The sequence below is a fragment of the Flavobacterium sp. ZB4P23 genome (genome assembly GCF_003970375.1).
Lineage (GTDB): Bacteria > Bacteroidota > Bacteroidia > Flavobacteriales > Flavobacteriaceae > Flavobacterium.
Window position 1 is genome coordinate 31,661 of record NZ_RYDK01000001.1, and the last position, 25,926, is coordinate 57,586.

The following is a 25,926-nucleotide window of genomic DNA, read 5'->3' on the forward strand; positions in this document are numbered from 1 at the left end:
AAGTCTCTTATTGTTAAATTAATTCTGTCTTAATTTTGTTCTCTGCTAAATTGTTGTTTAGGGAAAACAAATACTTTTATAGAAATAAAAACAACCCTAAAATGAAAAAATACACGCTGATTTTGTTTCTTTTCTTAGGAACATTTGGTTATTCTCAAAATTGGGAATCTGATTTTAATGATGCAAAAATAAAAGCAATCAAAGAAAACAAAAATATCCTTCTTGTGTTTTCAGGATCTGATTGGTGTGCGCCTTGTATTAAACTAGAAAATACAATCTGGAAGTCAGAAGATTTTAAAAATGAGGCAGAGCAAAAATGGGTCATATACAAAGCTGATTTTCCTAAGAAAAAAGCAAATTTACTGGCTGCTAATTTAACAGCTAGCAATAAAAAATTAGCTGAGCAGTACAACAAATCTGGAAATTTCCCTTTAGTGCTGTTACTGGATAAAACAGGGACCGTATTAGGAATTACTGGTTACAAAAATGTGACTCCGCAAGAATACATTCAAATCATTCATTCCTTTGAGAAATAATGAAAAAAATACTCGTACTCAGTTTTATATTCACAACGGCATTAGCAACTTCGCAAATTACGCATAAGAGAAAGTTGTTTATGTTAGGGAGTCCTTTTGAGGTTACCGCTGTTGCAAGTGATACTATAAAGGCCAACGAATATATTGATTTGGCTGTAGCCGAAGTAAAACGAATTGAGTATTTAATCTCCGATTGGATTCCAACAACGCAAATCTCCGAAATCAATCGCAATGCAGGAATACAGCCAGTAAAAGTGGATGCTGAAGTTTTTGAATTGGTCGAAAGAGCCATTAAAATCTCCCAAATTACCAATGGTGCTTTTGATATTTCGTATGCTTCCATGGACAAAATATGGAAATTTGATGGTTCCATGAAAGTAATGCCAACCGATGAAGCCATAAAAAAATCAGTCGCGAAAATTGGGTATAAAAATATTATTCTAAACCAGAAAGAACAGACTATTTTTCTAAAATCAGAAGGAATGAAATTAGGTTTGGGCGGCATTGGACAAGGCTATATTGCTGATAAAGTAAAAGATTTATTGTTTTCTAAAGGCTGTCTTTCCGGAATTATAAACGTCTCGGGAGATATTAATGCCTGGGGGAAACAACCGGACGGAAAACCTTGGACTGTAGGAATAGTAAACCCTTTGAACAAGAATAAAATTTTTGCCACGTTCCCGATAGAAGACAGTGCGGTGGAAACTTCCGGCAGTTATGAAAAATATGTGATTTTTAACGGTATTCGTTATTCGCATATTATTGATCCCAGAACGGGGTATCCGGCAAATGGTGTGGTCAGTGTCTCTGTTTTTTCCAAGCAGACTGAAATCGCTGATGCGTTGGCCACAGGAATTTTTGTACTTGGAGTAGAAGTAGGCTTGGATTTAGTAAATCAAATTAAAGGGATTGAATGTATTATTGTTGACGATAAAGGAAAAATTCACTCTTCAAATGGAATTGATATCAAAAAATATAATTAATAACAAAATGCACTCATGAAACATAAAATAGCCTTTGTATTTTTTACACTTTTGATTTTGCAATCGTGCAGTTCCATAAAAGAATACGAAAAAGAGAAAATAACTGATCCTGACATGAAGCTTTCTGCCCGAACAGCGGAACGGTATGAAACGTCTTTTCAAGTATATCGTGAAGCTGCTGGCGGAGCCAATGGTGGAAAATCAGGTGGCGGCTGTGGTTGCAATTAATTTAAAGCATCAATTCAGATTGTAAATTCCAATCCATTAGAAAATGAAAATAAAAATTTTATCTCTTTTTATCTTAATCACTGTAACTGCTTTTTCTCAAGAAAATAGTAAAGAACCCGTTTTTAAAAAAAGAGTGTTAGAAAGTACAGAAGTGGACTTTCTAGCGAGTTATTACGAGCAAGATGGATCAAGATCAGCTGTTTCTGGGGGTATTGGTTCAGAGAAACTTACAGATGTCGCTTCTAATATTGTGGTGGCAATGCCGTTGAATGAGGATGATGTCTTGACTATTGATTTAGGAATATCAGCCTATTCATCAGCTTCGTCCAGTAATATAAATCCATTTAATTCTACGGGTGCTTCTGGTAGCAGAGGCGCTAATGATCCAACAGCAGGCAGTAAAGCGGCGGCTACGGGACCCAGTGGAACGCCTTGGCAAGCTTCATCTGGTGCTTCAAGAAGTGATGAGTTAGTATCCGTTGTTGCTAATTACAGTCATAGTAGCGATTCCAGGAATTTTATTTGGAATACAGATGTTTCTTTTTCAAATGAATATGATTACACTTCAGTTGGTTTTGGTGGCGGAATCACTGGTCTTTTTAATGAAAAAAACACAGAATTGAGTTTGAAAGTAAATGCATATATAGATCAATGGAGACCTATTTATCCAACAGAGTTGCACGAATATTCATTGTATGGTTCAAATTTTTTAAATCAAGGCTATTTTTTTGGTGTATCAGTTTTGGATCAGAACGGTGTATCCTCAACAGATTACTTGCCGTCTGAATTTAAACAGGTTACTACTGTTAACAGAAATTCATTTTCAGCTTCTGTAGGGTTTTCTCAGGTTTTGACTAAGAAATTACAAGTTTCCGTTTTCTTTGATGTATTGCAACAACAAGGATTATTGTCTTCTCCTTACCACCGAATTTATTTTGCAGACAAAGCCAATTTTTACATTGGACAAGCGCAATACATAAGCAATTACGAAAGTCCAAGCAACACCGGAGTTTACAAATTAGCAGATGATATCGAAAGATTACCGGATTCACGGTTTAAACTTCCCGTTGGAGCGCGTTTGAATTATTACATCAATGACCGATTTATAGTACGAACCTATTATCGTTTTTATTCAGATAACTGGGACATACAATCGCATACCGCCAGTATTGAACTTCCTGTGAAATTGTCCGATAAGTTTACTGTTTTTCCAATGTACCGCTATTATACACAAGCGGCTTCTAAATATTATGCGCCTTATGAAACGCATTTGTCAACAGAAAAATTTTATACTTCGGATGCTGATTTAACCACATTTGATGCCAATCAATACGGTTTTGGCGTTAATTATACAGATATTTTTTCTGCAGGGAAAATTTGGAAATTTGGCTTAAAAAATATTGATTTTAGATTCAATCATTACAAACGAAGTGATAATTTGACGGCTAATATTGCTACCATTGCTTTTAAATTTGTAATGCAATAAACCCTGAATTTGTAAAAAAACAATAAAGATGCATATGTTAATTCTTTTCAACTTCACTATTTTTATTCAGAGACCGAAAACGGAATTAAGACCAAAATATCGATTACACTCATTTGTAAATGGTTGAAAACAAAATTCTAATTATCGGAACCTTTTTCGGAATTGGAATTTTGATAGCTGGAATGTTTTTAAAGAAAGATTCGTTAAAAAATACGGCGTATATTTTGTTTGTGATAGTGTCAATTTTTGTCAATAAAAGTAGGAAATTCTGGGGATGAAATTCGTCATACAGAAATTAGTGAAGACAGCGCTGTTTCTGCACCCGTGAATGAGAATACAGCTGTGAAAAAAGAATATAATAAAAAAAAAGAATAATATTCATTTAACAAAAATTAGCATTTAAGTTAAAATAAAAATTGCTTTCTAAAGAATTTAACTCGTATATTTGCAAAAGAATTAAAATAAAGCAGACAAAAATGTTTACAAATCAATTGCATCATCATCATTTTCATTATTGCTCTCAAGCGATGTGTTAATGGTATGTGTGTAAATCATCATATTCTAAAAACCCGTTTGAGTACATCAAACGGGTTTTTTATTACCCCATATTTGTACTCAATCAAAATATTTTAAACAAAAAAACAAAAAACAAAATGAGTACATTAAAAATTGCAATTCAAAAATCAGGGCGTTTAAACGAAGACAGCATTCAAATTCTAAAAGATGCAGGCATTTCAATTGATAACGGAATCGACCAATTAAAAGCAGAAGCATCCAATTTTCCTTTAGAAGTTTTGTATTTAAGAAATTCGGATATTCCTCAATATCTGATTGATGGAGTTGTGGATATTGCTATTGTGGGCGATAATTTATTAGTTGAAAAAGGCGGAGATATTGAAGTAATTCAAAAATTAGGTTTTTCAAAATGTAAAGTATCTGTTGCTGTACCAAAAGCATTTGATTACAAATCCGTTCAGGATTTAGATGGTATGCGTATTGCAACTTCTTACCCTAAAACAGTGCTTGATTTTTTTAATTCGAAAGGTGTAAATGTCGATATTCACCAGATCTCAGGTTCGGTTGAAATAGCTCCAAACATTGGTTTAGCTGATGCTATTGTGGATATTGTTTCCAGTGGAAGTACATTATTTAAAAATAATCTAAAAGAGGTTGAAGTTATTTTTAAAAGTGAAGCGGTGTTGGCTGTTTCTCCAAAAGTAAGTCCTGAATCTCAAAAAATAATAGACACTTTAAAATTCAGAATTGAATCTGTTTTAAGAGCAAGAAAATCGAAGTATATCTTGATGAATGTGCCAAATGACAAAATTGATGCTGTTGGAAAAATTCTTCCGGTATTACGAAGTTTAACCGTTTTGCCTTTGGCACAAGAAGGATGGAGCAGCGTACACTCGGTAATCGACAAAGATACTTTCTGGGATGTGATTGATCAATTGAAAGAAGCTGGAGCTGAAGGAATTTTAGTTTGTCCAATTGAGAAAATGGTTTTGTAGAATTATGAATGATATGATTTAAAAGTAAAATCTTTCAATTTTTAAATCATTTAATCTTTGAATAAAATTAAAAATGAATAAAATATTCAATCCAAAACCCGAAAGCTGGGCTTCCATTTTAGAAAGACCTACAAAAACGGTTGATGATATAGAAGCAACAGTAAAAGAAATTTTTAAGGAAGTACAAAAGAAAGGTGATCTTTCTGTTGCAAAATACACTTCGCTTTTTGATGGTGCAATTATCGAAAATTTAGCAGTTTCTAAAGCAGAAATTGACGAGGCTATTGCTTCCATTTCTGCCGACTTAAAAGAAGCAATTTCACTTGCGAAGTCAAACATTAAAAAATTCCATACTGCTCAAAAAACAGAAAGAGTAACTGTAGAAACTATTGAAGGAGTAAATTGTTGGCAGGAAAAAAGACCCATTCAAAAAATTGGATTGTATATTCCAGGAGGAACTGCACCTTTATTTTCCACAGTCTTAATGCTTGCTGTTCCTGCAGAAATTGCAGGCTGTAACGAAATTGTTTTGTGTTCCCCTCCCGATAAAAATGGAGCTATAAATCCCGCAATATTGTATGCTGCAAATTTATGTGGTGTGACTAAAATATTAAAAGTAGGAGGTATTCAAGCAATTGCCGGAATGACTTTTGGTACGGAAACGATCCCTAAAGTGTATAAAATTTTTGGACCAGGAAATCAATATGTAACGGTAGCCAAGCAACTCGCAACTCAGTTTGGCGTAGCAATTGATATGCCGGCCGGTCCATCAGAATTATTGATTGTGGCTGATGATACAGCAGTTCCAGCTTTTGTAGCATCAGATTTATTATCTCAAGCGGAACACGGAGCGGACAGTCAGGTAATTTTAGTTTCTACTTCCAGAAAGTTAATTGAGGCTGTTGAGGCTGAAATCCAAATCCAAATAAAAGCGTTGCCAAGAAAAGCCATTGCTGAAAAAGCGATTGCTAATTCTAAATTAATTTTTGTCGAAAATGATAAAATTGCTTTGGATTTAATCAATGAATATGGACCAGAACACTTTATCATTTGTTCAGAATTTGATGATTTTTACAGTAATGGCGTTCAAAATGCGGGTTCTGTATTCATAGGAAATTATACACCTGAAAGTGCCGGTGATTATGCTTCAGGAACGAATCACACCTTGCCAACCAACGGTTACGCCAAGAATTATAGCGGTGTAAATCTGGATAGTTTTACTAAAGCAATGACTTTTCAAAAAATATCCCAAAAAGGCATACAAAATATCGGGAAAGCTATTGAAATCATGGCAGAAGCGGAGGGATTGCAAGCGCACAAAAATGCAGTTACATTACGATTAAAAGCGATTGAAAATGAAAAATAATTTCGATATAAATAATTTGGTTAGAGAAAACGTAAAGCAATTGAAACCGTATTCTTCAGCTCGTGATGAATTTGAAGGTTTTGATACTGCAGATATGATTTTTCTTGATGCCAATGAAAATCCGTTTGAAAATGGTGTAAATCGGTATCCAGATCCACAACAAGTTAGTGTAAAAGAGGTTTTGGCTAAACTAAGAAATGTCAAAACAAATCAAATCTTACTTGGTAACGGAAGCGATGAAGTGTTGGATTTGTTATTCAGAGCTTTTTGTGAACCAAAAACAGATAACGTAATCACTTTGCCACCAACATACGGAATGTATGGTGTTTTGGCGAATATCAATGCAGTAGAGAACAAAGAAGTGTTGCTTTCAGAAGATTTTCAGCCGCAAATGGAGAAAATCATGGAAGCTGTTGATGCAACCACTAAAATTATTTTTTTATGTTCACCAAATAATCCAACCGGAAATTCTTTTTCGGATGAAAGTGTGGCGTATATTCTTCAAAATTTTAAGGGGTTGGTAGTAATTGATGAAGCGTATATTGACTTTTCAAAAAAAGAAAGTTGGATTAATGAATTAGACGAATATCCAAATTTGGTCATTACTCAAACACTATCAAAAGCGTACGGTTTGGCAGGAATCAGATTGGGAATTTGTTATGCATCTGCGGAAGTAATTTCGGTTTTGAATAAAATAAAACCACCATATAATGTGAATGAACTGACTCAGAAAAGAGCTTTGGAACGATTAGACAAGCCGGAAAAGATAAAATCTGAAATTGAATCTATTATAGCACAAAGAGAGGAGTTACTTAAAGCGTTACTTGATGTTAATTTTGTCGAAAAAATTTATCCTACAGAAGCCAATTTTATTTTGGTAAAAGTGGATGATGCCAATAAAAGATACGCAGAGTTGATTGCAAAAGGAATTGTAATTCGGAACCGAACCACCCAACCACTTTGTGAAAATACATTGCGTTTAACTGTTGGAACAACACAAGAAAACATGAAATTAATTGAGGTGTTAAAACAACTTTAAACCTTAAACCTTAAACTTTTTTTAATGAAAAAAATACTTTTTATAGATCGTGACGGAACAATGGTTTTGGAACCAAATGATTATCAATTAGACAGTTTTGAAAAACTGGAATTCTATCCAAAAGCATTTCAATACCTTGGGAAAATTGCTTTGGAACTAGATTTTGAACTCGTAATGGTGACCAATCAAGATGGTTTGGGTACGGATTCGCATCCGGAAATTAACTTTTGGCCCGTGCATAATTTAATTATGAAAGCGTTTGAAAATGAAGGCGTTATTTTCAAAGAGGTATTAATTGATAAAACATTTCCGCACGAAAATGCTCCAACGCGCAAACCTGCATTAGGTTTGTTGACAAAATACATTGATAATCCGGAGTATGATTTAGCAAATTCATTCGTAATAGGAGACAGAATAACAGATGTGGAATTAGCCAAAAATTTAGGTTCAAAAGCGATTTTTATTAATACCGATGAAGAATTGGGAGGCGACGAAATTGCTTCAAAAAGAGAGGAATTAGATTCCGTTATTGCTTTGCAAACTACCGATTGGAAAGTAATTTATGAGTTTTTGAAATTAGAAGAACGCTCCGCTTCAATAAAAAGAAAAACAAATGAAACGGATATTTACATCAACGTAAACCTTGATGGAACTGGAAAAAGTCAAATTGAAACTGGAATTGCTTTTTTTGATCACATGCTCGACCAAATTGCGCGTCACGGACAAATGGATCTAGAAATTCTTGTAAAAGGTGATTTGGAAGTAGACGAACACCACACAATTGAAGATACAGCAATTGCACTTGGAGAAGTTTTTGCGAAAGCATTAGGAAATAAATTAGGAATAGAACGTTACGGTTTTTGTTTGCCAATGGACGACTGTTTAGCGCAAGTGGCTATTGATTTTGGAGGCAGAAACTGGCTGGTTTGGGAATCCGAATTCAAACGGGAGATGGTCGGAAAAATGCCAACGGAGATGTTTTATCATTTCTTCAAATCTTTCTCCGATGGAGCGAAAGCCAACATCAATATAAAGGCAGAAGGAACGAACGAACATCACAAGATTGAAGCCATTTTTAAAGCTTTTGCCAAAGCAATAAAAGTAGCCGTAAAGCGGGATACAGAAAAAATGATTTTGCCAAGTACAAAGGGGATGCTTTAATTTAGTCGAAAGACAAAAGTCTTAAAGTCTTAAAGTGCTCCGGCATTGACTTTATGACTTTTGACTTTACAACATTAAGACCAATATAAATGAAAACAGTAATCATAAATTACGGTGCAGGCAATATTCAAAGTATTATGTTTGCCATCGAAAGATTGGGATTCAAAGCTGTTTTGAGCAATAATCCGGACGAAATTAAAGCAGCAGACAAAGTGATTTTTCCAGGCGTTGGAGAAGCAAGTTCCGCAATGAAAATGCTTTTAGAAAGTGGTTTAGACACTTTGATTCCAACCTTGAAACAACCTGTTTTGGGAATATGTTTGGGAATGCAACTGATGTGCAACAAATCGGAGGAAGGGAATACCAAAGGTTTGGGAATTTTTGATATTGATGTGATTAAGTTTACGCCAAAAGTAAAAGTACCACAAATGGGGTGGAACCAAATTTACAACTTGAAATCAGATTTATTCAAAGGAATTGCAGAGAACGAATACATGTACTTGGTCCATAGTTTTTATGCTCCTATTTGTACAGAAACCATTGCCACAACTAATTACGAGCTAGAATATTCCTCAGCATTGGAAAATGAAAATTTTTATGGAACTCAATTTCATCCTGAAAAAAGTGGTGATGTTGGAGAACAAATTTTGGGTAATTTCTTAAAATTAAAGGATTGAAAAATTCAAAGATTGAAAAATTAGAGAATCAAATAGTTCTTTAATTAACATTCCCAATCTTTAAATAATTCAATTTTTAAATCTTTAAATTAAAAATAAATGAGAATAATACCCGCAATAGACATCATTGATGGAAAATGTGTTCGCTTGTCAAAAGGCGATTACAATACTAAAATTATATACAATGAAAATCCGCTTGAAGTGGCCAAATCATTTGAAGCTCACGGTATAGAATACCTGCACCTGGTTGATTTAGACGGAGCAAAGTCAAGCCAAATTGTGAATTATAAAATATTAGAGCAAATAGCTTCTAAAACCAAATTGAAAATTGATTTTGGTGGTGGATTAAAATCCGATTCCGATTTGAAAATTGCTTTTGAAAGTGGTGCCAATCAAATTACCGGCGGAAGTATAGCCGTTAAAAATAGAGAACTATTCGAAAAATGGATTGCAGAATACGGTGCTGATAAAATTATTTTGGGAGCAGATGCCAACAATGAAAAAGTAGCGGTCTCTGGTTGGCTGGAGGATTCTAATGAAGAATTGATTCCCTTTATACAAGAGTATCAAAATAAGGGAATTCAGTATGTAATTTGTACCGATATTGCCAAAGACGGTATGCTTGAAGGACCATCCTTTGATTTATATAAAAAAATTATTAATCAATGCACTGTCACTTCGAGCGCGTCATCTCGAGCGCAGTCGAGAGGCGAGAAGTTGGCGGAATCCAATGGCATAAAATTAATTGCTTCGGGAGGAATTTCTACTTTTGACGAATTACCAAAACTAGCCGAATTAGGCTGTGAAGGAACAATAATTGGTAAGGCAATTTATGAAGGACGAATTTCATTGAAACAATTAGAAAAATATATAATAAAATAGATTGTTTCACAAAGACACACAAAGATGACACTAAGATTCACCAAGAATTTTGTGAATCTCTGTGAAACTTCGTGAATCTCTGTGTAATAAAAACAATAATGCTTACAAAAAGAATTATTCCCTGTCTCGACATTAAAAACGGAAGAACCGTAAAAGGTATTAATTTTGTGGACTTGCGTGACGCAGGAGATCCAGTTGAATTAGCTAAAATATATTCAGATGAAGGCGCAGATGAATTGGTCTTTCTAGATATTTCTGCCACGGAAGAAAGAAGGAAAACCTTAGTTGATTTGGTTCGTAAAGTCGCTTCCACGATTAATATTCCATTTACTGTTGGTGGTGGAATTTCCTCCGTTGAAGATGTTGAAATTTTGTTGCAAAACGGGGCGGATAAAGTTTCTATTAATTCTTCAGCGGTCAAAAACCCGCAGTTGATTAATGATTTGGCACAAAAATTTGGCAGTCAATGTGTAGTGGTTGCAATTGATGCCAAACAAATTGACGGGCAATGGATTGTTTATTTAGTAGGAGGAAAAGTGCCTACCGAATTGAATTTGTTTGATTGGGCCAAAGAAGTGGAAGAACGTGGTGCAGGTGAAATCTTATTCACGTCAATGGATAATGACGGAACTAAAAACGGTTTTGCTAATGAAGCTTTGGCTAGACTTTCTGAGTTAGTTAATATTCCTATAATTGCTTCAGGAGGAGCAGGAAATATTCAACATTTTGTAGACGCTTTTGTAGTTGGAAAAGCCGATGCAGCATTGGCCGCAAGTGTATTTCATTTTAAAGAAATTGAAATCAAAACATTAAAAAAAGTCCTTAAAAATAACAATATCGAGATTAGAATATAGAAATAGATAATAGAATAAAGAGAAAAGAAAGTTAGATTAGATAATCTTTCAATCTTTAAATTTTCAATCTTTAAATTAAAAACATGAACATAGATTTTTCAAAAAATACAGACGGATTAATTCCAGCAATCATTCAAGACAGTGAAACCAAAACGGTTTTGATGTTGGGTTATATGAATGCCGAAGCGTATCAAAAAACGATAGACACTAAAAAAGTAACCTTTTACAGTCGAAGTAAGCAAAGGCTTTGGACAAAAGGCGAGGAAAGTGGCAATTTTCTAAATCTGATTGACATCAAAAACGACTGTGATAATGATACGTTATTGATTCAGGTAAAACCAGAAGGGCCAACATGTCATAAAGGTACAGATACATGCTGGGCTGACGAAAACAAAGCAGATTATGGCTTTATTTCGGATTTAGAAGATACAATCCAACTTCGAAGAGAAAATGCAGATTCAGAAAAAAGTTACGTTGCTTCTTTATTCAAATTAGGGATGAACAAAATTGCCCAAAAAGTAGGTGAGGAAGCGATTGAAGTGGTTATTGAAGCCAAAGATGACAATGATGATTTGTTTTTGAGTGAAAGTGCTGATTTACTTTTTCATTATCTTATCTTATTGCAAGCCAAAGGGTTTAAGTTAGATGATGTGGTAACAGTTTTAAAAAGCCGTCAGAAGAAAAATTAGCATACTTACTTTTTATACATAAAACCCAATAGAAAATTCATTTGCTATTGGGTTTTCTTTTTTCTTTTATTTCCAATAGCAATCCACTATATTTACTTTTATTTTAAAATTAAAGCAGCACATGCAAGTAATGAATTCAGACAATACCACCTTTAATCCTGATGCAAACAATTTTATACTAAATACTGGACTACACATAATTCTAACTACTGATGAAGATGATGCTCGGCCGGTTTATATTTCAGGGAATTTTAATAATTGGCGCACACAGGACAACGAATTTCTGATGGAGAAGATAGGGAACCGTTCGTATCATTACAAATTCCCACATGATTTTGATTATCCAGAGATGCTTTTGTATAAATTTACGAAAGGAGATTGGAGCGATGTTGAGATTAACAGTCATGGGAATCGTACCGAAAATCGCTCTACATTAGTACATACTGGCATTCAAAAAGAACACGTTGAGAGATGGAGAAAAAACTGGTTGCCTTTTAAACAATCTTTTTTACCTCAAGTGCAATTGATTTCGGATGAATTTGAAATTCCCCAACTCAATAAAACCAGGAAAATATGGGCGTTATTACCCCATGATTATGACAAATCGAGTGAAAGTTATCCGGTTATGTATTTGCAGGATGCTCAAAATTTATTCAATGAATCAGCTGAATTTGGCAATTGGGAAATTGATAAAAAACTGGCAGTTATGTCAGAATATAAAATCGGAAAAATTATAATTATTGCTATTGAACACGCCGAAGAAGATCGCATCAAAGAATACAATGTAGGGAAAACTGTTCTAGGAAAGGGGCAAGGCAAGAAATACATTCGCTTTGTGACTGATACATTAAAACCCTACGTAGATCGCAATTTTAGAACCAAAAAAGAACGGGAATTCACCGGAATTGGAGGAAGCTCAATGGGTGGATTAGTTAGTGTTTTTAGTGGATTAAGAAATCCTGAAGTGTATGGGAAATTAATGATTTTTTCTCCCTCGCTTTGGGTCGTTCCTGAATTAAAAATCAATATTGAAAAAGCTAATTCAGCAGATACAAAAATCTATTTATATGCCGGTGGCGATGAAAGTATAACGATGATTGAACATATCAAAAGTTTTAAAGATAGTTTGATTTCAAGTGAATTTGTAAAAGAAAAATCGAATATTAATTTAAGTATTAACAAGCAGGGAAAACATAGCGAAACCTACTGGAGTGACGAGTTTCCAAAAGCAATTGAATGGTTGTTTTTTAATGAAAAAGAAGTGTAGAGATGCGATTTATCGCGTCTATTACAGAGTATAGATAAAAAAACGACATTAATGTTGAATTTCATCCAATAACAACAGCCATAAAAAAAGAATAAATGAGAACAAGTACAATAACAAATTCAGATGATTTTTCAGGTACAATTTTAATTCCGGTTTTTGAAACCTATTCAAAAAGTATTGTTCCCATTACATTTAATGGATTGGAAATTGCTTCCAAAGTTTTTTTTGGTAAAAAAGACACACACTATTTGGCCGAAAAAAATGATAATACGTATGTTTTTATTGGCTTGGGAAAAACGATAGATTATAAATCGTTAAAAACTATTTTTCGCCGTATTTCATCGAAACAAAAAGAAAATTTAAGTTTGAGTGTAGCTTTAGTTATACCTGAACAATTTACTGAGGATCAGGCTGAAGCTATGATTTCAGGATTGTTTTTGGGAACGTATGATTTAGGTCATTTTAAATCGGAGAAAAGTGTACATCCTTTTTTAGAACCAGATTTTAGCTTGAGTTTATTATCTGAAAAAGAGCATTTGGCTACAGCCAAAAAAGGAATTAAAATTGCCAAAGCGCAACTAGCAACCTATGATTTAGTCGATTTGCCTCCGAATACAATTAATCCAAAATACTTGTCGAATTGGGCTAAAGAGACTGGGCAGAAATATGGGTTTGACGTAGAAGTTCTCGGTTATGAAGCTTCTAAAATTGCAGGTCTTGGCGCTTTTTTAGCAGTAGGAAAAGGAAGCGAGAATGAACCTCAATTTATCATTATGAAGTATACTCCTGTTGTTGAAGTAAAACACCTAAAACATGTTGGATTGGTGGGGAAAGGAATCACCTTTGATACTGGTGGATTAAATATAAAAACGGCAGGAATGGTCCACATGAAGTGTGATATGGCTGGTGGTGCGGCAGTATTTGGGGCGATGCAACTTATAGCCGATTTACAATTGCCAGTCAAAGTAACTGCTATTGTTCCTTGTGCCGAAAACTCGGTTGACAGCAAGTCCTTTTTACCTAGTGATGTAATTCACAGTTACAGTGGACATTCAATAGAAATAATTGATACTGATGCAGAAGGCAGACTCATTTTAGCCGATGGATTATCGTATTTGATTAAAAATTTCAAACCGGAATATATTGTGGATATCGCCACACTTACTGGAAGCAGCGTGGGTACTTTTGGGTATGAATGTGGTGCTTTGTTTACCAACAATGCAGAAATGGCTAAGAAATTGCAAGAAAACGGAGATGCAATAGGAGAGCGTTTGTGGCCTTTACCGCTTTGGGATGTTTACAAATCAGACATAGAAAGTGATATTGCCGATGTGAAAAATTATAGCGGAAAACCAGTTGCCGGAGCCATAAGTGCCGCCAAATTTTTAGAATATTTCACCCAAGAACACAACGCTTGGGCGCACCTTGATGTAGCTGGAGTGGCATTTGGTGAGGATGAATTTGCTAAAAGTAAGCATGCAACAGCGTATGGTGTTCATTTATTAACTAAATTCATAGAAAATTTATAACCTATGGAAAACGCTAAAACCTTTCTTTGTATTTCAAATTATTTCAAAGGTGCCGATTTTTTAATTAATTTAAAAAAATTAGGCAACAAAGTCTATTTAGTGACAAGCGAAAAACTCAGAGACAAGCCATGGCCACACGAACATATTGATGAGATTTTTTATATGGAAGGCCAAGATGTCGATTGGAATTTAGAACATCTGTTATTAGGTGTTGGTAATTTTATGAAAACTACTAAAGTAGATGCCATTGTTGCGTTAGACGATTATGATGTAGAAAAAGCCACGTATCTAAGGGAAAACCTCCGTATTGATGGGATGGGACAAACTACGGGACGTTATTTTAGAGATAAATTAGCGATGCGAATGAGAGCCAAAAGTTGTGGAATTTCTATTCCTGCTTTTTGTTCTTTGTTTAATGACCATGACATCAATACTTTTGCAGATGCTATTCCTGCTCCATGGGTTTTGAAACCACGTTCCGAAGCTTCTGCAACAGGAATTATAAAAATAGAGGACAAAGAGCGTTTGTGGATCCATATTAATGAAATGGGGAATAACAGATTCAAATATCTATTGGAACAATTCAAACCTGGTGATGTGTATCATTGTGACAGTTTGATTTCGGATAGCAAAGTAATCTTCAGTTTGACTTCTAGATATTTAGCTACACCAATGGAAATATCTCAAGGTGGCGGCGTTTTCCGTTCGGCAAATAGTAAATACAAATCAGAGGATGATATCGAGATAAAAAAAATAAATGAACAAGTGATGAAAGGTTTTGGGTTGAAACATGGAGCCGCTCATACAGAGTTCATCAAAAGTAATGAAGATGGACAGATTTATTTCTTGGAAACTTCTTCACGAGTAGGAGGAGCGCATTTGGCCGAAATGGTTGCTGAAGCTTCGAATATTAATTTATGGAAAGAGTGGGCGGCAATTGAAGACGCTTTGGTCAAAGGAACGAAGTACAGTTTACCAAAAGTAAAAAAAGGATATGCCGGAATCGTTTTGACTTTAACAAAATTCCAGCATCCTAATTTATCTTCGTTTTCAGATCCGGAAGTTTGCTTTAGAATACCCTTAGAATATCATGCAGGACTTATTGTCAAATCAGATAATCAAGAAAGAATTTTAGAATTGCTAGAGGAGTATGGCAAACGTTTAGCCAATGATTTTACTGCTGTAGTAGAACAAAGCAAAGTAACCCACCTGCATTAGTTTTTGTGTTTTAATCTAATAAAAAAGCGACTATTTTAATTGGATAGTCGCTTTTTTATTAAACTTTACTTAAAGTTCAATTGAGCATATTAGTATACCTTAGCAACAAATTTTTCTAAATTAAATAGATTTTATAATACCTTCACATGAAAAAAATACTTTTTATTTTTAGCTTTTTTGCCCTTATTAGTTGTAAAATTCAGAATACACAACAGGTACTTGAAACTAATAAACCTACTCAAAACACTTACTTTACGATTGCTTTTGGTTCCTGCGACAATCAAAAGATTAAAAATGAACTTTGGCCAGCGATAGACAAAAATCATCCTTCCGTTTGGATTTGGGGAGGTGATAATGTGTACTCGGATACAGAAGATATGCAGTTTCTTAAAAATAATTATGAAATTCAAAAACAAGACGCGGATTATCTAACTTTTATTAAAGATAAAATAGTTTTAGGAACTTGGGATGATCACGATTATGGAGCAAATGACGCTGGGGAAGAATATCCCTTTAAAAGAAAAAGCCAACAGTTATTATTGGATTTTTTAGGCACTTCAAAGAACGCTTCTGAGCGAAAAAGAGACGGAGTTTATACTGCTAAAACTATTGAGGTAAATGAAAATAAAATAAAAGTCATTGTATTGGACTCTCGCTTTTTTAGAACGGCACTGACTAAAGCCACCGATTTAAAAAAACGTTTTCAACCTAATACAGCAGGTGAAGGAACGGTGTTAGGAAATGCACAATGGAAATGGTTGGAAAATGAACTTCAAACTTCTGAGGCACAATTTAATGTTATTGTCAGCAGCATTCAATTTTTATCAAATAAACACGGTTTTGAAGCTTGGGGAAATTTTCCCCATGAAATTGAAAAACTAGAGCAATTGATTGTTTCAACGAAAGCAAAAGGTACCTTTATAATTTCTGGTGACCGCCATATTGCTACTTTTTCTTCCAAAAAAGTTCGCGGATTGTCGTATCCTTTAGTCGATTTTACTTCGAGTGGACTAACCCATACCTATGCTTCTTTTTCTGGCGAAGAAAATCCTTATGTAAAAGGAGAAGTGATCAAAGATATTAATTTTGGGTTGCTGAAGTTTGATTTTGAAAACAATAAGGTGATCATGGAAATTCGTGGAAAAGAAAATACGCTGTTGCAAGAATATGTCCAAATCTATCCTGGAAAATAAATTCCAGGAAGTTTAATTATAGAGTTTTAAAGTTTATTTTTGTCTAAAGTAAATTCACCATGCAAAAACAATTCAGTCTTATTTTGATCTCTTTCCTTATTTTTAATGGTGTAAATGCGCAAGGACTTTTGGAAAAAAAAGAGGAAATATTTACCAGACAAGATACTTTGCGCGGCAGCATCACCAAAGAAAGAGCGTGGTGGGATGTAAAACAGTACTATCTTGATATTAAAGTAAATCCTGCTGACAGTACTATTTCAGGTTCCAATACAATAAAATATCAAGTCGTTCAGGAATACAATAGTATGCAAATTGATTTGCAAAATCCTATGGAAATTTATAAAGTCATTCAGGATGGAGTAGCTTTAAAATATAGAAGAGAAGGAAATGCATTTTTTATTGAATTGATTGCATCTCAAACAAAAGGAGCCATAAAAAAGTTGACTGTTTTTTACGGAGGCAAACCTAAAGTTGCTGTAAATCCGCCATGGGATGGAGGAATTACTTGGAAAAAAGATGCTAATGGGAATTCTTTTATTGCTTCTTCTTGTCAGGGATTGGGTGCGAGTGTTTGGTGGCCAAACAAAGATCACATGTATGACGAAGTGGAAAATATGCTGATCAGTGTAAATGTTCCTGAAAATTTGACAAATGTATCTAACGGTCGTCTGATCAGTGTTAAGCAATTAAAGGACGGAACCAAAACCTATAATTGGTATGTCTCAAATCCTATCAATAATTATGGTGTAAACATAAATATAGGAGATTATGTTTCGTTTTCAGAAAAATATAAGGGAGAAAAAGGCGATTTAGACTGTACCTATTATGTTTTGAGAGACAATTTGGCGAAAGCCAAAAAACAATTTCAGGATGTTCCAAAGATGTTGAAAGCTTTTGAGCACTGGTTTGGACCATATCCTTTTTATGAAGACAGTTACAAGTTAGTTGAAGCTCCGTATTTAGGAATGGAACATCAAAGTTCAGTGACCTACGGAAATAAATTTAAAAATGGTTATTTAGGAAGGGATTTAAGCGGAACGGGTTGGGGATTAAAATTTGATTTTATCATTATCCATGAATCCGGACATGAATGGTTCGCCAATAATATTACGTACAAAGATATTGCTGATATGTGGATTCATGAGAGTTTTACAAACTATTCTGAAAGCCTTTTTGTAGAATATTATTATGGGAAAGAAGCTGGATTTGAATATATCCGAGGGACCAGAAAGGGAATAAACAATGATAAGCCGATTATAGGAAACTATGGTGTAAACAAAGAAGGATCTGGTGATATGTATCCAAAAGGAGGGAATATGCTACATACTTTACGCCAAATTGTAAATGATGATGAAAAATGGAGAAAAATATTAAGAGGTTTGAACAGTACTTTTTACCATCAAACGGTATCGACTAAACAAATTGAAGATTATTTAAGTCAGCAAGTTGGAATCGATTTAGCTACCTTTTTTAATCAGTATTTAAGAGATACCAGAATTCCTACAGTAGAATATTTTTTCAAGGATAATCAATTAGGATATCGCTGGACAAATTGTGTGTCAGGTTTTAACATGCCTGTTAAAGTAACGCTGAATGGCAATGAAGAATTGCTACAACCAGAGACAGAATGGCAACGTGTTTCTGTAAATACTGAAAATTCAAAATTGGAAATAGATAAAAACTTTTATGTAGCCAGTTTTAATATTACGGAATAAATTACAAAAGGTATGTTTCTGAAATTTAGGAAACATACCTTTTTTTATCTTTTCTTAAACTGTATCGGATTTTCACCCACTACTTTTTTGAAAATTCTATTAAAATATGACAGACTTTCAAAACCACACTCAAAGCACGTTTCTGTTGCATTTTTATCAGTTTTTAAAAGTATTTTAGCTTGTTCTATTCGATACTGATTTAAAAATTCAGTAAAAGTCAATCGGGTCATTTTTTTAAAATAACGACAAAAAGCGGCTTTGGATAAATGAGTCAAACGAGAGATTTCTTCAATAGAAACAGCCCTTTGGTAGTTTTCTTCTATAAATTTATATACTACTTTTAATCGCACTTGTTCTTTGTTATTGTACAGATTCTCAAATGGTTTATCGTGTAATAGTGTCTTTTCATTTGCTGTTGCTAAAATCTGAAATATGGACAGTACTTCTATAAATTGTTCAAAATGTGATAAAAGATGAATTTTTTGAAGCCTTTTGCCAATTTCATCTTTTACAGCTCCATGAAAACAAACCACCTTTTTAGAGTTCTCAAATAATTGATTAATGAAAGCTAGTTCAGGAGTGGTGATAAAGTCATTTTTGAAAAAATCTTCTTTTATCTGTAAAACTACTTTTTCATATTCGGTTTTAATTCCATAATCAAAATTCAAATGCGGAATATTAGAACCTATAAAAACCAAATCACTTCCTTCAAAATCCCCAATATGGTCACCTACGCGTCGTGTTCCATTTGGTGCTACAATGAAAGTCAATTCAAATTCAGGATGAAAATGCCAATAATAAAAATTATTCAATTTTGGATTGACCAATATTCTAAAGGAACTACCGGCTAATCTTTTTATATCCTCAAAAACTATTTTCATACCTCGTTACTGCTATAATTGTTCAATATAATACATATACTTGTCTAAAGTTACTAAAATAAATCAATATTGTACAAATAGCAGTACATTTTGTGAAAGTAATTAAGGTTCACTTTTTCTAATTTTGGAATAGTAATAACACGAAATAGATAATTATGGAAAAGAATAAGCAATCAATGGTTCCCACAATGGTTCCCACAATGGCACATAACAATGCCCACAAAGATATTCCGGGAAATCCATCGACAGCAAAATCCAGCACAACAAAATTAAATGATCGCTCTAATGGTAAACCTCTGCGTTTGCTTACTGAAGCCGATTGGAAGTTTTGGATTGAAAACGGGTATATTGTAATAAAAAATGCTGTTCCGAAAGAAAACGCTAAAAAAATGGCCGATTTCCTGTGGGAATTTGAAGAGAAAAATCAAAATGACCCAGAAACTTGGTATGCGCCACCAAGAGCCGAAATGCAAATGAAAGAACTTACCAATAGCGGTATGGTTGAAGTGTACAATCATCAATACCAATGGGATAATCGACAAATGAAAAAAGTATACGATGCATTTGTAGATATTTGGGGAACGGAAAAATTATGGGTAACCATTGACCGAGCAAATCTAAATTTACCAGTCCGTCCGGATTTTGATTTCAAAGGATTTATACATTGGGATTATGATCCTGAAACAAAACCTCAAAACGTACAAGGAGTTCTCGCTTTGGCAGACCAAATGGATGAAAATATGGGAGGATTTCAATGTATTCCTGATTTATATCGAAATTATGATACTTGGAAACTGACACAACCGGAAGATAGAAATCGATTTCAACCGGATACCTCTGAATTTGAAGGCAAATTTGTAAAAGTAAAAATGGAAGCAGGAGATTTATTGATTTTTAACAGTTCACAACCGCATGGCATTCGCCCCAATATTACAAAAGATAAAGTGAGAATGGCACAATATATTTCTATGATGCCAGCGGAAGAAGAAAATGAAGAACTACGTCAATGGAGAGTGAATTCCTGGAAAGACAGAATTGCACCTGAAGGATATGCCTTTCCTGGAGATCCCCGTAAATGGGAACAAACCAAATATAAAACGGCAGCGCTTAGTGAATTGGGAAAAAAATTATTGGGAGCAGAGAAGTGGTAACAATAAAGTAGACTATGTTTTTATCGTAATTTAAAAAGTCTCTTGCTATAAATAATTTTATTATTGGCTGACATAATTTCCAATTTCAGAAGACCGAATTCTGATTCACGATGATGTTTTGGCCACCGAAGGAACGGCAAAAGTAGTTTGTGAATTGGTCAAAAGATTGGATAGAGAAATTGTACAATGCAATTTCCTAATGGAATTAGCTTTCTTAAATGGAAGGGCAAAAATCAAAGGAAATGAAATTTTTGCCGCAATTACGTATTAATCCAGCGCACGTGTGGTTACGTAATATCTAAAACCAATAATTGCCATTTGCCATTTCTTGGCTTTAGCCAAATCCAATCGCTGTTTGGTGAAACTAGGTAAAATAACTTTGTTAATTTGGGCTAGGATTTTATACATATCATTTTGTTTGGTGTAAAGATATAAAAAAAGACGATCTTGATCTGGACCGTCTTTCTGGGTTTTTATGAGGATTTTATTTTTTTTGAAATTCTTTTGTTTCAATTTCAATAATTCCATTTAATGCTTTTTCTCCATATTTTTTTAACGCATTCTGTTTTGTGCTTTCGGGTCCATTTGATGGTTTTTGTGCACCTACTGAAAAAATATCCTCTGGCTTTAATTTATCCAAAGCTTGATAATCACTAATTTTTCCATTAATAACTATAACTGCTTCTTTATAGTTTACATTCTTATCATTTTGAATTCTCTTAATATTGTCTTCTGGCGCAAATGTTCCAAAATTGATCTCCCAACCTTTATTATCCTTTTTAACAGGGTCGCCTTTTGCAGCTTTAGATTTAAAAGTTGGTGCAGCAGGTGGTGTTGGTGGCTCAGGTATCATCTCTTTACCATCTAAATAACTTTTAGTAATAATACGGATTGAATTCTTAGCTGAAGTACCATCTTTTTGAATATTTACTGAGCTAATATAATTTGGATTCATGCTTTCAGCCTCTAGTGGGCTTACTTTTTTTCCGTCAATAAAATATTCTGCATCGTCAGGAATACCATTTTTTTCTGTCGTTATCTTTGTAACCGTATACGTGGTTTTTGGTTTTTGAAGAATTTTTAAACTATTGGGATTCACATTTTCTAATCTTAAATCCGTTACTTGTGTATTAGAATTAAAAATATTTGTACTTTTTGCTGTTTTACCTTTTGTTACAATTCTAATTATAGATTTGTTATTCTCCTTAACAACATCCATCGTAGTTATGTCATTAGGATTCGTTCTATCTAATTCTTCTTTACTTACTTTTTTTCCATCGATAAAAATCTCTGTATTTTTATCAATACTGTCATTTTTAGAACTACTGACTATAAGTACTTTAGCTTTTTTAATACTATCCTTTTCTTGCTGGATTTCTAAAGCAGCAGTAACTGGATGTTTTGATTCTACTTTGACGGTTTCTTCTTTTACTTTCTCCTGAGCAATTACATCAATTTGAAATAAAAATACAAATGCTACTAAAGCAGGAATAACGACTGCGTACTTCCAAGAATTCGATTTTTTTGATTGATTTTTGTTTAACATAACGATTCGTTTTTTGATTAATGATTGATAAAAATGATTTGTAATGGCAACACAATTCTCGTGTGTTGTTATTTTTAAAAGTGTGAACTGATACGCTTTTTTGTCGGATATCTTTTTCGTGGCTTCGCTGTCAGCAATGAATTCCAAGTTTTGGATAATTGCTTTTTTATAAAACCAAATGAATGGATTAAACCAAAACACAATACAAAACAATCTTGAAATTAATACATCAACAGTATGATTTTGCTCACTATGAACTTTTTCGTGTTCTAAAATGTTTTCTAGTTCAGAGCTGCTGTACAAGGACGAATTGTAAACGATAGTATTAAAATAAGAGAAAGGAGCGAGGTTGTCTTTTAAGTCTATAAATTTAAAATTCGCTTGACGTTTTATGGTTTTTCCTTTTACTATTTTTTGTAAACTGTAAAATTCAAAACCAAATTTAGTGAAAAGGCATAATGTGCCAATGCAGTACAGCACTGCTAATGCCAGATAAATATATTCTTGCGTGTGGTCTTCATCAATAATTGTACTTATGGGCAATGATGACCAATCATAATTTACAGGAGTAGGTTCTACCCATATTGTTTTAGTAAAAACAACTAACGGCAAAAGAATGGAAGTGAATAATCCCAATAACAAAAACCAACGATTGCTTGTGAAAAAGGTTTCTTTTCGCAACATAAAATGATACGCCAAATAAAACAAGGCAATTAATCCGCTGGATTTGATGAGATAAATATAAAATACTTCCATAATTAATATTGTTAATCTAAAGTTTATATTTCCTCTTTATGACTTTCAATCATAGCCAAAATTTCCCGTAATTCAGCTGCAGATATTTTCTCTTCTTTGGCAAAATGCGATACCATATTTTTATATGAGCTGTTGAAATAATTATCAATAGCAGTATTCATGAATCGTTTTCTATAATCTTCTAAACTTATAATAGGAAAGTATTGGTGTGTGTTTCCAAAGGCATTGTGTGACACAAATCCTTTTTCTTCCAGATTGCGCACAATGGTTGAAAGTGTGTTATAATGGGGTTGATCTTCTGTGATTTCTGCAAGGACTTCTTTTACGAATGCTTTTTTGAGCTTCCATAAAATGTGCATGATTTCCTCTTCTTTGTTGGTTAACTTTTGCATAATTTTTTATTTAAACCAAACCTACAACTATTTTTTTAGTTATCAAACTATAAATGTAGTTTTTTAACTATTTTTTTAGTTTTAACGTGTTTTTGCAGTTTTTTGGAAATTAATTATCCTTTTAATCAAAAATGTTATCATCACAAGGAGACTGCGTGAGGGGTAGAAGCTAGCTACCGAAGTAGCGCGTATAACCCGACGCTATAAAGAAAAGGGGCTAATAACGATTTTGTTGATAAGCCCCTTTTTTTTATAGGGTCACGCCCAAAGAATGATAATGGAATTAATTGTGTTCTTTTTGAACGAGTTTTTGCAGCCAGATACAACCTACCACTGCTAAAATACCTAAACTTCCCATGACAAACCAGTTAGCTTGGTAGTCAAAAGCGGCTATGATTTCTAGTCCTGTCTTAGAACTCGCAATGTGTGCTAAGCTGAAGCTCATGGTAAACAAAGCCATGTAGCGGCCTTCATGCCCTTTTGGAGCCCGGCTCAACGCAAATGAATTGGAGAAAGGGAAGATGAACATTTCGCCAAAAGTGATAAAAAGAATACTAACAATTAGTATTCCAGCCCACATATTGATGAGTAAAACATAAAAACTCAATGACATTAGCAATGCGCCCCAAAGAATAATTTTGAGTATACTGATGCCTTTTCTTTGAGTGAAACTTACAATTGGCATTTCCAGAAAGAAAATTAACAGTCCGTTTAAAGACAATAAAAGTCCACTTTGAAACTCGGTTAATCCAAATTTTTCATTATGATATAAGGGTAAAGTGGTGAAAAGTTGAAAGAAAAGCATGGCTGTTATGAAACAAACAAAAAGGAAGATCCAGAATATTCTGTCTTTGAAAACAGAGGCTGGTATCTCAGTTTCGATATTGGCGGAGGCTAAATCGATAGGTTTTTTGCGTTCTTTTACCAGTAGGGTGAAAATTAAAATAGATACAATACACGAACTTCCATCCACCCAGAATAATCCGCTGTAACCTAAATTCATAATGATTAAACCACCTAAAGCGGGTCCAGCTGTGAAGCCTAAATTTACCGCTAACCGAACTAAAGTCAGTGCTCTGGTACGATTTTCAGGTTTAGCATAAGTCGCCAAGGAGACAAACATGGCGGGACGAAACATATCAGCAACGGTCATTATGACAAACATTCCAATGCACAATCCCCAGAAGGTCCGAATGTATTGTACAAAAAACAAAAGGATTCCGCTGGTGAATAAACTGAAAACCATGATTTTATAAAAGCCTATTTTATCGGATAATTTGCCACCAAGCCAAGATCCCAGCATAGAACCAAAACCAAAAGCAACCATAATCCATCCCACTTGTGCGTAGGATAAATTCAAATCTTCTTTTAAATACTTAGATAAAAAAGGCAAAACCATCGTACCGGCGCGATTTATAAAAGTGACGAGCGTTAGAATCCAAATTTCTCTGGTAAAGCCTTTGAAATTATTAATGTAGCGTTGAAAAGCAGTTTGAAACATGTATTTGTTATATTTTGCAAAGGTAGAAAACTTTGTACCGATGCGCCTTTGTGTCCTAGTAACTTTTAAACTATTTTTGCATAAAAATAAGAACATGAGAACGCTATTTACTTTATTTCTTTTGGTTCAATTGAATTTAGGCTTTGGCCAATATAAATTTGACGTTTCGGCTGTAGCCAAATTTCAAAAGGAATTAAATTCAGAATATGCCGATGCAAAGACAAGTCCGTTGACTCCGAAAGATTTAGCGGAATTCAAAACACTTGATTTTTATCCTGCAAACGAAACTTTTTATGTGGTCGCTAAGTTAGTAAGAACAAAAAAAGAGAAGCCTTTTGAAATGAAAACGTCAACAGACAGGAAACCATTGTATGTAAAATATGGGGAGCTTTCTTTTACAATTGACGGTCGGGATTTGAAACTGAATGTGTACAAGAATATGGAGCTCTCAAAAAAAGAGGAATATAAAGACTATTTATTTTTACCGTTTTCAGATCTGACTTCAGGAAACGAAAGTTACATTGGCGGGAAATACATTGATTTGAAAATCCCAAAAGGAGATGCTATTGTGATTGACTTTAACACGTCATACAATCCGTATTGCGCGTATAATTTTACATATTCCTGTCCAATAGTACCATTGGAAAATGATTTGAATATCGAGATAAAAGCGGGAGTTAAAAAATTTCACAACTAATGGATTTCTTTAATCTGCATACACATAAAGATACGAATCAACCCAATGTGTTGGAATTAGTGAATCAATATCCACAGGAATTTGACGCAACAATTCCGTATTATTCCATCGGGATTCATCCGTGGTTTATTATTGAAGAGCGAATAGAAGCTGACTTGGCAATTATCGAAAGTAAATTACAAGAAGCAAATTGTCTCGCTGTGGGCGAATGTGGGTTGGACAAACGCATCGAAGTTTCAATGGAATTGCAACAGTTGGTTTTCGAAAAGCAATTGCTTTTGGCGCAGCACTATCAAAAACCAGTGGTAATACACTGTGTCGCTGCTTTTCAGGAAGTGATTGCAATTACGAAAAAATTGAATATTTCAGTTCCAATGCTGATTCATGGGTTTTCCAAAAATGCCCAAGTCGCTAAACAATTAGTGAACAATGGATTTTATATTTCGTTTGGGAAATATTTATTGCTAAATCAGGACCTAGAAGCTGTTTTTAAAAGCGTTCCTGATAATCGATTTTTTTTGGAAACAGATACGGTGGATGAAGGGATTGAAGCAGTTTATGAATTGGCAGCAAAATACAGAGGAATTTCGCTGGAAGAAATACAGGAACTTGTGAATAGTAATTATAATGAAGTTTTTGATTTAAGAATTTTTCAAAAACATTAAACT

The 25,926-nt window shown here is 34.0% G+C and carries 26 protein-coding genes and 1 pseudogene; 22 read left to right on the forward strand and 5 right to left on the reverse strand.

The features are described 5' to 3' along the window. Positions 1 to 101: 101 nt before the first annotated feature. From EKL99_RS00140 to EKL99_RS00220, 18 genes are all read left to right on the forward strand, one after another. The gene (locus EKL99_RS00140) at positions 102 to 536 is read left to right on the forward strand and encodes a thioredoxin family protein (protein ID WP_126459286.1); all 435 of its coding nucleotides are present in this window, start codon (positions 102 to 104) and stop codon (positions 534 to 536) included. After that, entirely contained in the window at positions 536 to 1,519 is a 984-nt protein-coding gene (locus EKL99_RS00145; protein WP_126459289.1) for an FAD:protein FMN transferase, read from the forward strand. Before EKL99_RS00140 ends, EKL99_RS00145 begins: the two co-directional genes overlap by 1 nt. Before the next feature lie 15 nt (positions 1,520 to 1,534). Beyond that, on the forward strand, positions 1,535 to 1,747 hold the full coding sequence (locus tag EKL99_RS00150) for a DUF4266 domain-containing protein (RefSeq protein WP_126451655.1): 213 nt from the start codon (positions 1,535 to 1,537) through the stop codon (positions 1,745 to 1,747). A 43-nt stretch (positions 1,748 to 1,790) separates the two neighbouring features. Next, entirely contained in the window at positions 1,791 to 3,233 is a 1,443-nt protein-coding gene (locus tag EKL99_RS00155; protein ID WP_126576156.1) for a DUF3570 domain-containing protein, read from the forward strand. A gap of 246 nt (positions 3,234 to 3,479) precedes the next feature. Further along, the gene (locus tag EKL99_RS14750; protein ID WP_255416388.1) at positions 3,480 to 3,608 is read left to right on the forward strand and encodes a hypothetical protein; all 129 of its coding nucleotides are present in this window, start codon (positions 3,480 to 3,482) and stop codon (positions 3,606 to 3,608) included. Between the two features lie 278 nt (positions 3,609 to 3,886). Further along, a complete protein-coding gene (gene hisG / locus EKL99_RS00160) occupies positions 3,887 to 4,744 on the forward strand; it encodes an ATP phosphoribosyltransferase (protein ID WP_126569044.1) in 858 nt (285 codons plus the stop codon). Positions 4,745 to 4,817: 73 nt separating this feature from the next. Next, positions 4,818 to 6,110, forward strand: coding sequence for a histidinol dehydrogenase (gene hisD / locus EKL99_RS00165; protein WP_126576157.1), 1,293 nt, complete (start codon positions 4,818 to 4,820; stop codon positions 6,108 to 6,110). Next, entirely contained in the window at positions 6,100 to 7,149 is a 1,050-nt protein-coding gene (gene hisC, locus EKL99_RS00170; protein WP_126576158.1) for a histidinol-phosphate transaminase, read from the forward strand. Before hisD ends, hisC begins: the two co-directional genes overlap by 11 nt. A gap of 24 nt (positions 7,150 to 7,173) precedes the next feature. Beyond that, positions 7,174 to 8,310: a bifunctional histidinol-phosphatase/imidazoleglycerol-phosphate dehydratase HisB gene (gene hisB, locus EKL99_RS00175; protein ID WP_126553407.1), complete on the forward strand. Its 1,137-nt coding sequence runs from the start codon at positions 7,174 to 7,176 to the stop codon at positions 8,308 to 8,310. 89 nt (positions 8,311 to 8,399) lie between these two features. Continuing rightward, complete coding sequence (gene hisH, locus EKL99_RS00180; RefSeq protein WP_126576159.1) at positions 8,400 to 8,987, forward strand: imidazole glycerol phosphate synthase subunit HisH; 588 nt, start codon at positions 8,400 to 8,402, stop codon at positions 8,985 to 8,987. Positions 8,988 to 9,086: 99 nt separating this feature from the next. Further along, entirely contained in the window at positions 9,087 to 9,869 is a 783-nt protein-coding gene (locus EKL99_RS00185) for a HisA/HisF-related TIM barrel protein (RefSeq protein ID WP_126553405.1), read from the forward strand. A 98-nt stretch (positions 9,870 to 9,967) separates the two neighbouring features. Beyond that, complete coding sequence (gene hisF / locus EKL99_RS00190) at positions 9,968 to 10,723, forward strand: imidazole glycerol phosphate synthase subunit HisF (RefSeq protein ID WP_126576160.1); 756 nt, start codon at positions 9,968 to 9,970, stop codon at positions 10,721 to 10,723. 83 nt (positions 10,724 to 10,806) lie between these two features. After that, positions 10,807 to 11,412, forward strand: a complete 606-nt coding sequence (hisIE, locus tag EKL99_RS00195) for a bifunctional phosphoribosyl-AMP cyclohydrolase/phosphoribosyl-ATP diphosphatase HisIE (RefSeq protein WP_126451645.1) — start codon at positions 10,807 to 10,809, stop codon at positions 11,410 to 11,412. 121 nt (positions 11,413 to 11,533) lie between these two features. Then, positions 11,534 to 12,679, forward strand: a complete 1,146-nt coding sequence (locus EKL99_RS00200) for an alpha/beta hydrolase (protein WP_231507344.1) — start codon at positions 11,534 to 11,536, stop codon at positions 12,677 to 12,679. A 95-nt stretch (positions 12,680 to 12,774) separates the two neighbouring features. After that, the gene (locus EKL99_RS00205) at positions 12,775 to 14,208 is read left to right on the forward strand and encodes a M17 family metallopeptidase (RefSeq protein ID WP_126576161.1); all 1,434 of its coding nucleotides are present in this window, start codon (positions 12,775 to 12,777) and stop codon (positions 14,206 to 14,208) included. Between the two features lie 3 nt (positions 14,209 to 14,211). Further along, entirely contained in the window at positions 14,212 to 15,426 is a 1,215-nt protein-coding gene (locus EKL99_RS00210) for an acetyl-CoA carboxylase biotin carboxylase subunit family protein (protein ID WP_126576162.1), read from the forward strand. Positions 15,427 to 15,572: 146 nt separating this feature from the next. Continuing rightward, on the forward strand, positions 15,573 to 16,619 hold the full coding sequence (locus EKL99_RS00215) for an alkaline phosphatase D family protein (RefSeq protein ID WP_126563699.1): 1,047 nt from the start codon (positions 15,573 to 15,575) through the stop codon (positions 16,617 to 16,619). A 59-nt stretch (positions 16,620 to 16,678) separates the two neighbouring features. After that, on the forward strand, positions 16,679 to 18,334 hold the full coding sequence (locus tag EKL99_RS00220; protein WP_126576163.1) for a M1 family metallopeptidase: 1,656 nt from the start codon (positions 16,679 to 16,681) through the stop codon (positions 18,332 to 18,334). Positions 18,335 to 18,378: 44 nt separating this feature from the next. Here the strand turns inward: EKL99_RS00220 and EKL99_RS00225 are convergent, their stop codons facing one another. Further along, positions 18,379 to 19,215, reverse strand: a complete 837-nt coding sequence (locus EKL99_RS00225) for an AraC family transcriptional regulator (RefSeq protein ID WP_126459331.1) — start codon at positions 19,213 to 19,215, stop codon at positions 18,379 to 18,381. Positions 19,216 to 19,370: 155 nt separating this feature from the next. On the opposite strand from EKL99_RS00225, the gene EKL99_RS00230 reads away from it, so the two are divergent. Further along, positions 19,371 to 20,366 (forward strand): phytanoyl-CoA dioxygenase family protein, encoded by a 996-nt coding sequence (locus EKL99_RS00230; RefSeq protein WP_126553393.1) that lies wholly within the window; start codon positions 19,371 to 19,373, stop codon positions 20,364 to 20,366. 91 nt (positions 20,367 to 20,457) lie between these two features. Continuing rightward, positions 20,458 to 20,637, forward strand: a pseudogene (locus tag EKL99_RS14485) (adenine phosphoribosyltransferase); the annotation flags it as partial. On the opposite strand, the gene EKL99_RS00240 reads toward EKL99_RS14485, so the two are convergent. The 4 genes from EKL99_RS00240 to EKL99_RS00255 form a co-directional block, all read right to left on the reverse strand. Further along, entirely contained in the window at positions 20,634 to 20,774 is a 141-nt protein-coding gene (locus EKL99_RS00240; protein ID WP_091170625.1) for an SsrA-binding protein, read from the reverse strand. The pseudogene EKL99_RS14485 and the gene EKL99_RS00240 sit on opposite strands and share 4 nt — an antisense overlap. Positions 20,775 to 20,850: 76 nt before the next feature. Then, complete coding sequence (locus tag EKL99_RS00245) at positions 20,851 to 22,668, reverse strand: M56 family metallopeptidase (RefSeq protein WP_126576164.1); 1,818 nt, start codon at positions 22,666 to 22,668, stop codon at positions 20,851 to 20,853. A gap of 23 nt (positions 22,669 to 22,691) precedes the next feature. Beyond that, positions 22,692 to 23,060: a BlaI/MecI/CopY family transcriptional regulator gene (locus EKL99_RS00250; RefSeq protein WP_126459340.1), complete on the reverse strand. Its 369-nt coding sequence runs from the start codon at positions 23,058 to 23,060 to the stop codon at positions 22,692 to 22,694. 283 nt (positions 23,061 to 23,343) lie between these two features. After that, positions 23,344 to 24,561: an MFS transporter gene (locus EKL99_RS00255; RefSeq protein ID WP_126576165.1), complete on the reverse strand. Its 1,218-nt coding sequence runs from the start codon at positions 24,559 to 24,561 to the stop codon at positions 23,344 to 23,346. Between the two features lie 94 nt (positions 24,562 to 24,655). Between EKL99_RS00255 and EKL99_RS00260 the strand changes: the two genes are divergently transcribed. Both EKL99_RS00260 and EKL99_RS00265 read left to right on the forward strand, forming a co-directional pair. Beyond that, entirely contained in the window at positions 24,656 to 25,258 is a 603-nt protein-coding gene (locus EKL99_RS00260) for a DUF1684 domain-containing protein (protein WP_126576166.1), read from the forward strand. After that, positions 25,258 to 25,923 carry a TatD family hydrolase gene (locus EKL99_RS00265; RefSeq protein ID WP_126576167.1) on the forward strand — a complete coding sequence of 222 codons (666 nt, stop codon included), beginning with the start codon at positions 25,258 to 25,260 and terminating at the stop codon, positions 25,921 to 25,923. The genes EKL99_RS00260 and EKL99_RS00265 overlap by 1 nt, the downstream gene beginning before the upstream one ends. The last annotated feature ends 3 nt before the right edge of the window (positions 25,924 to 25,926 follow it).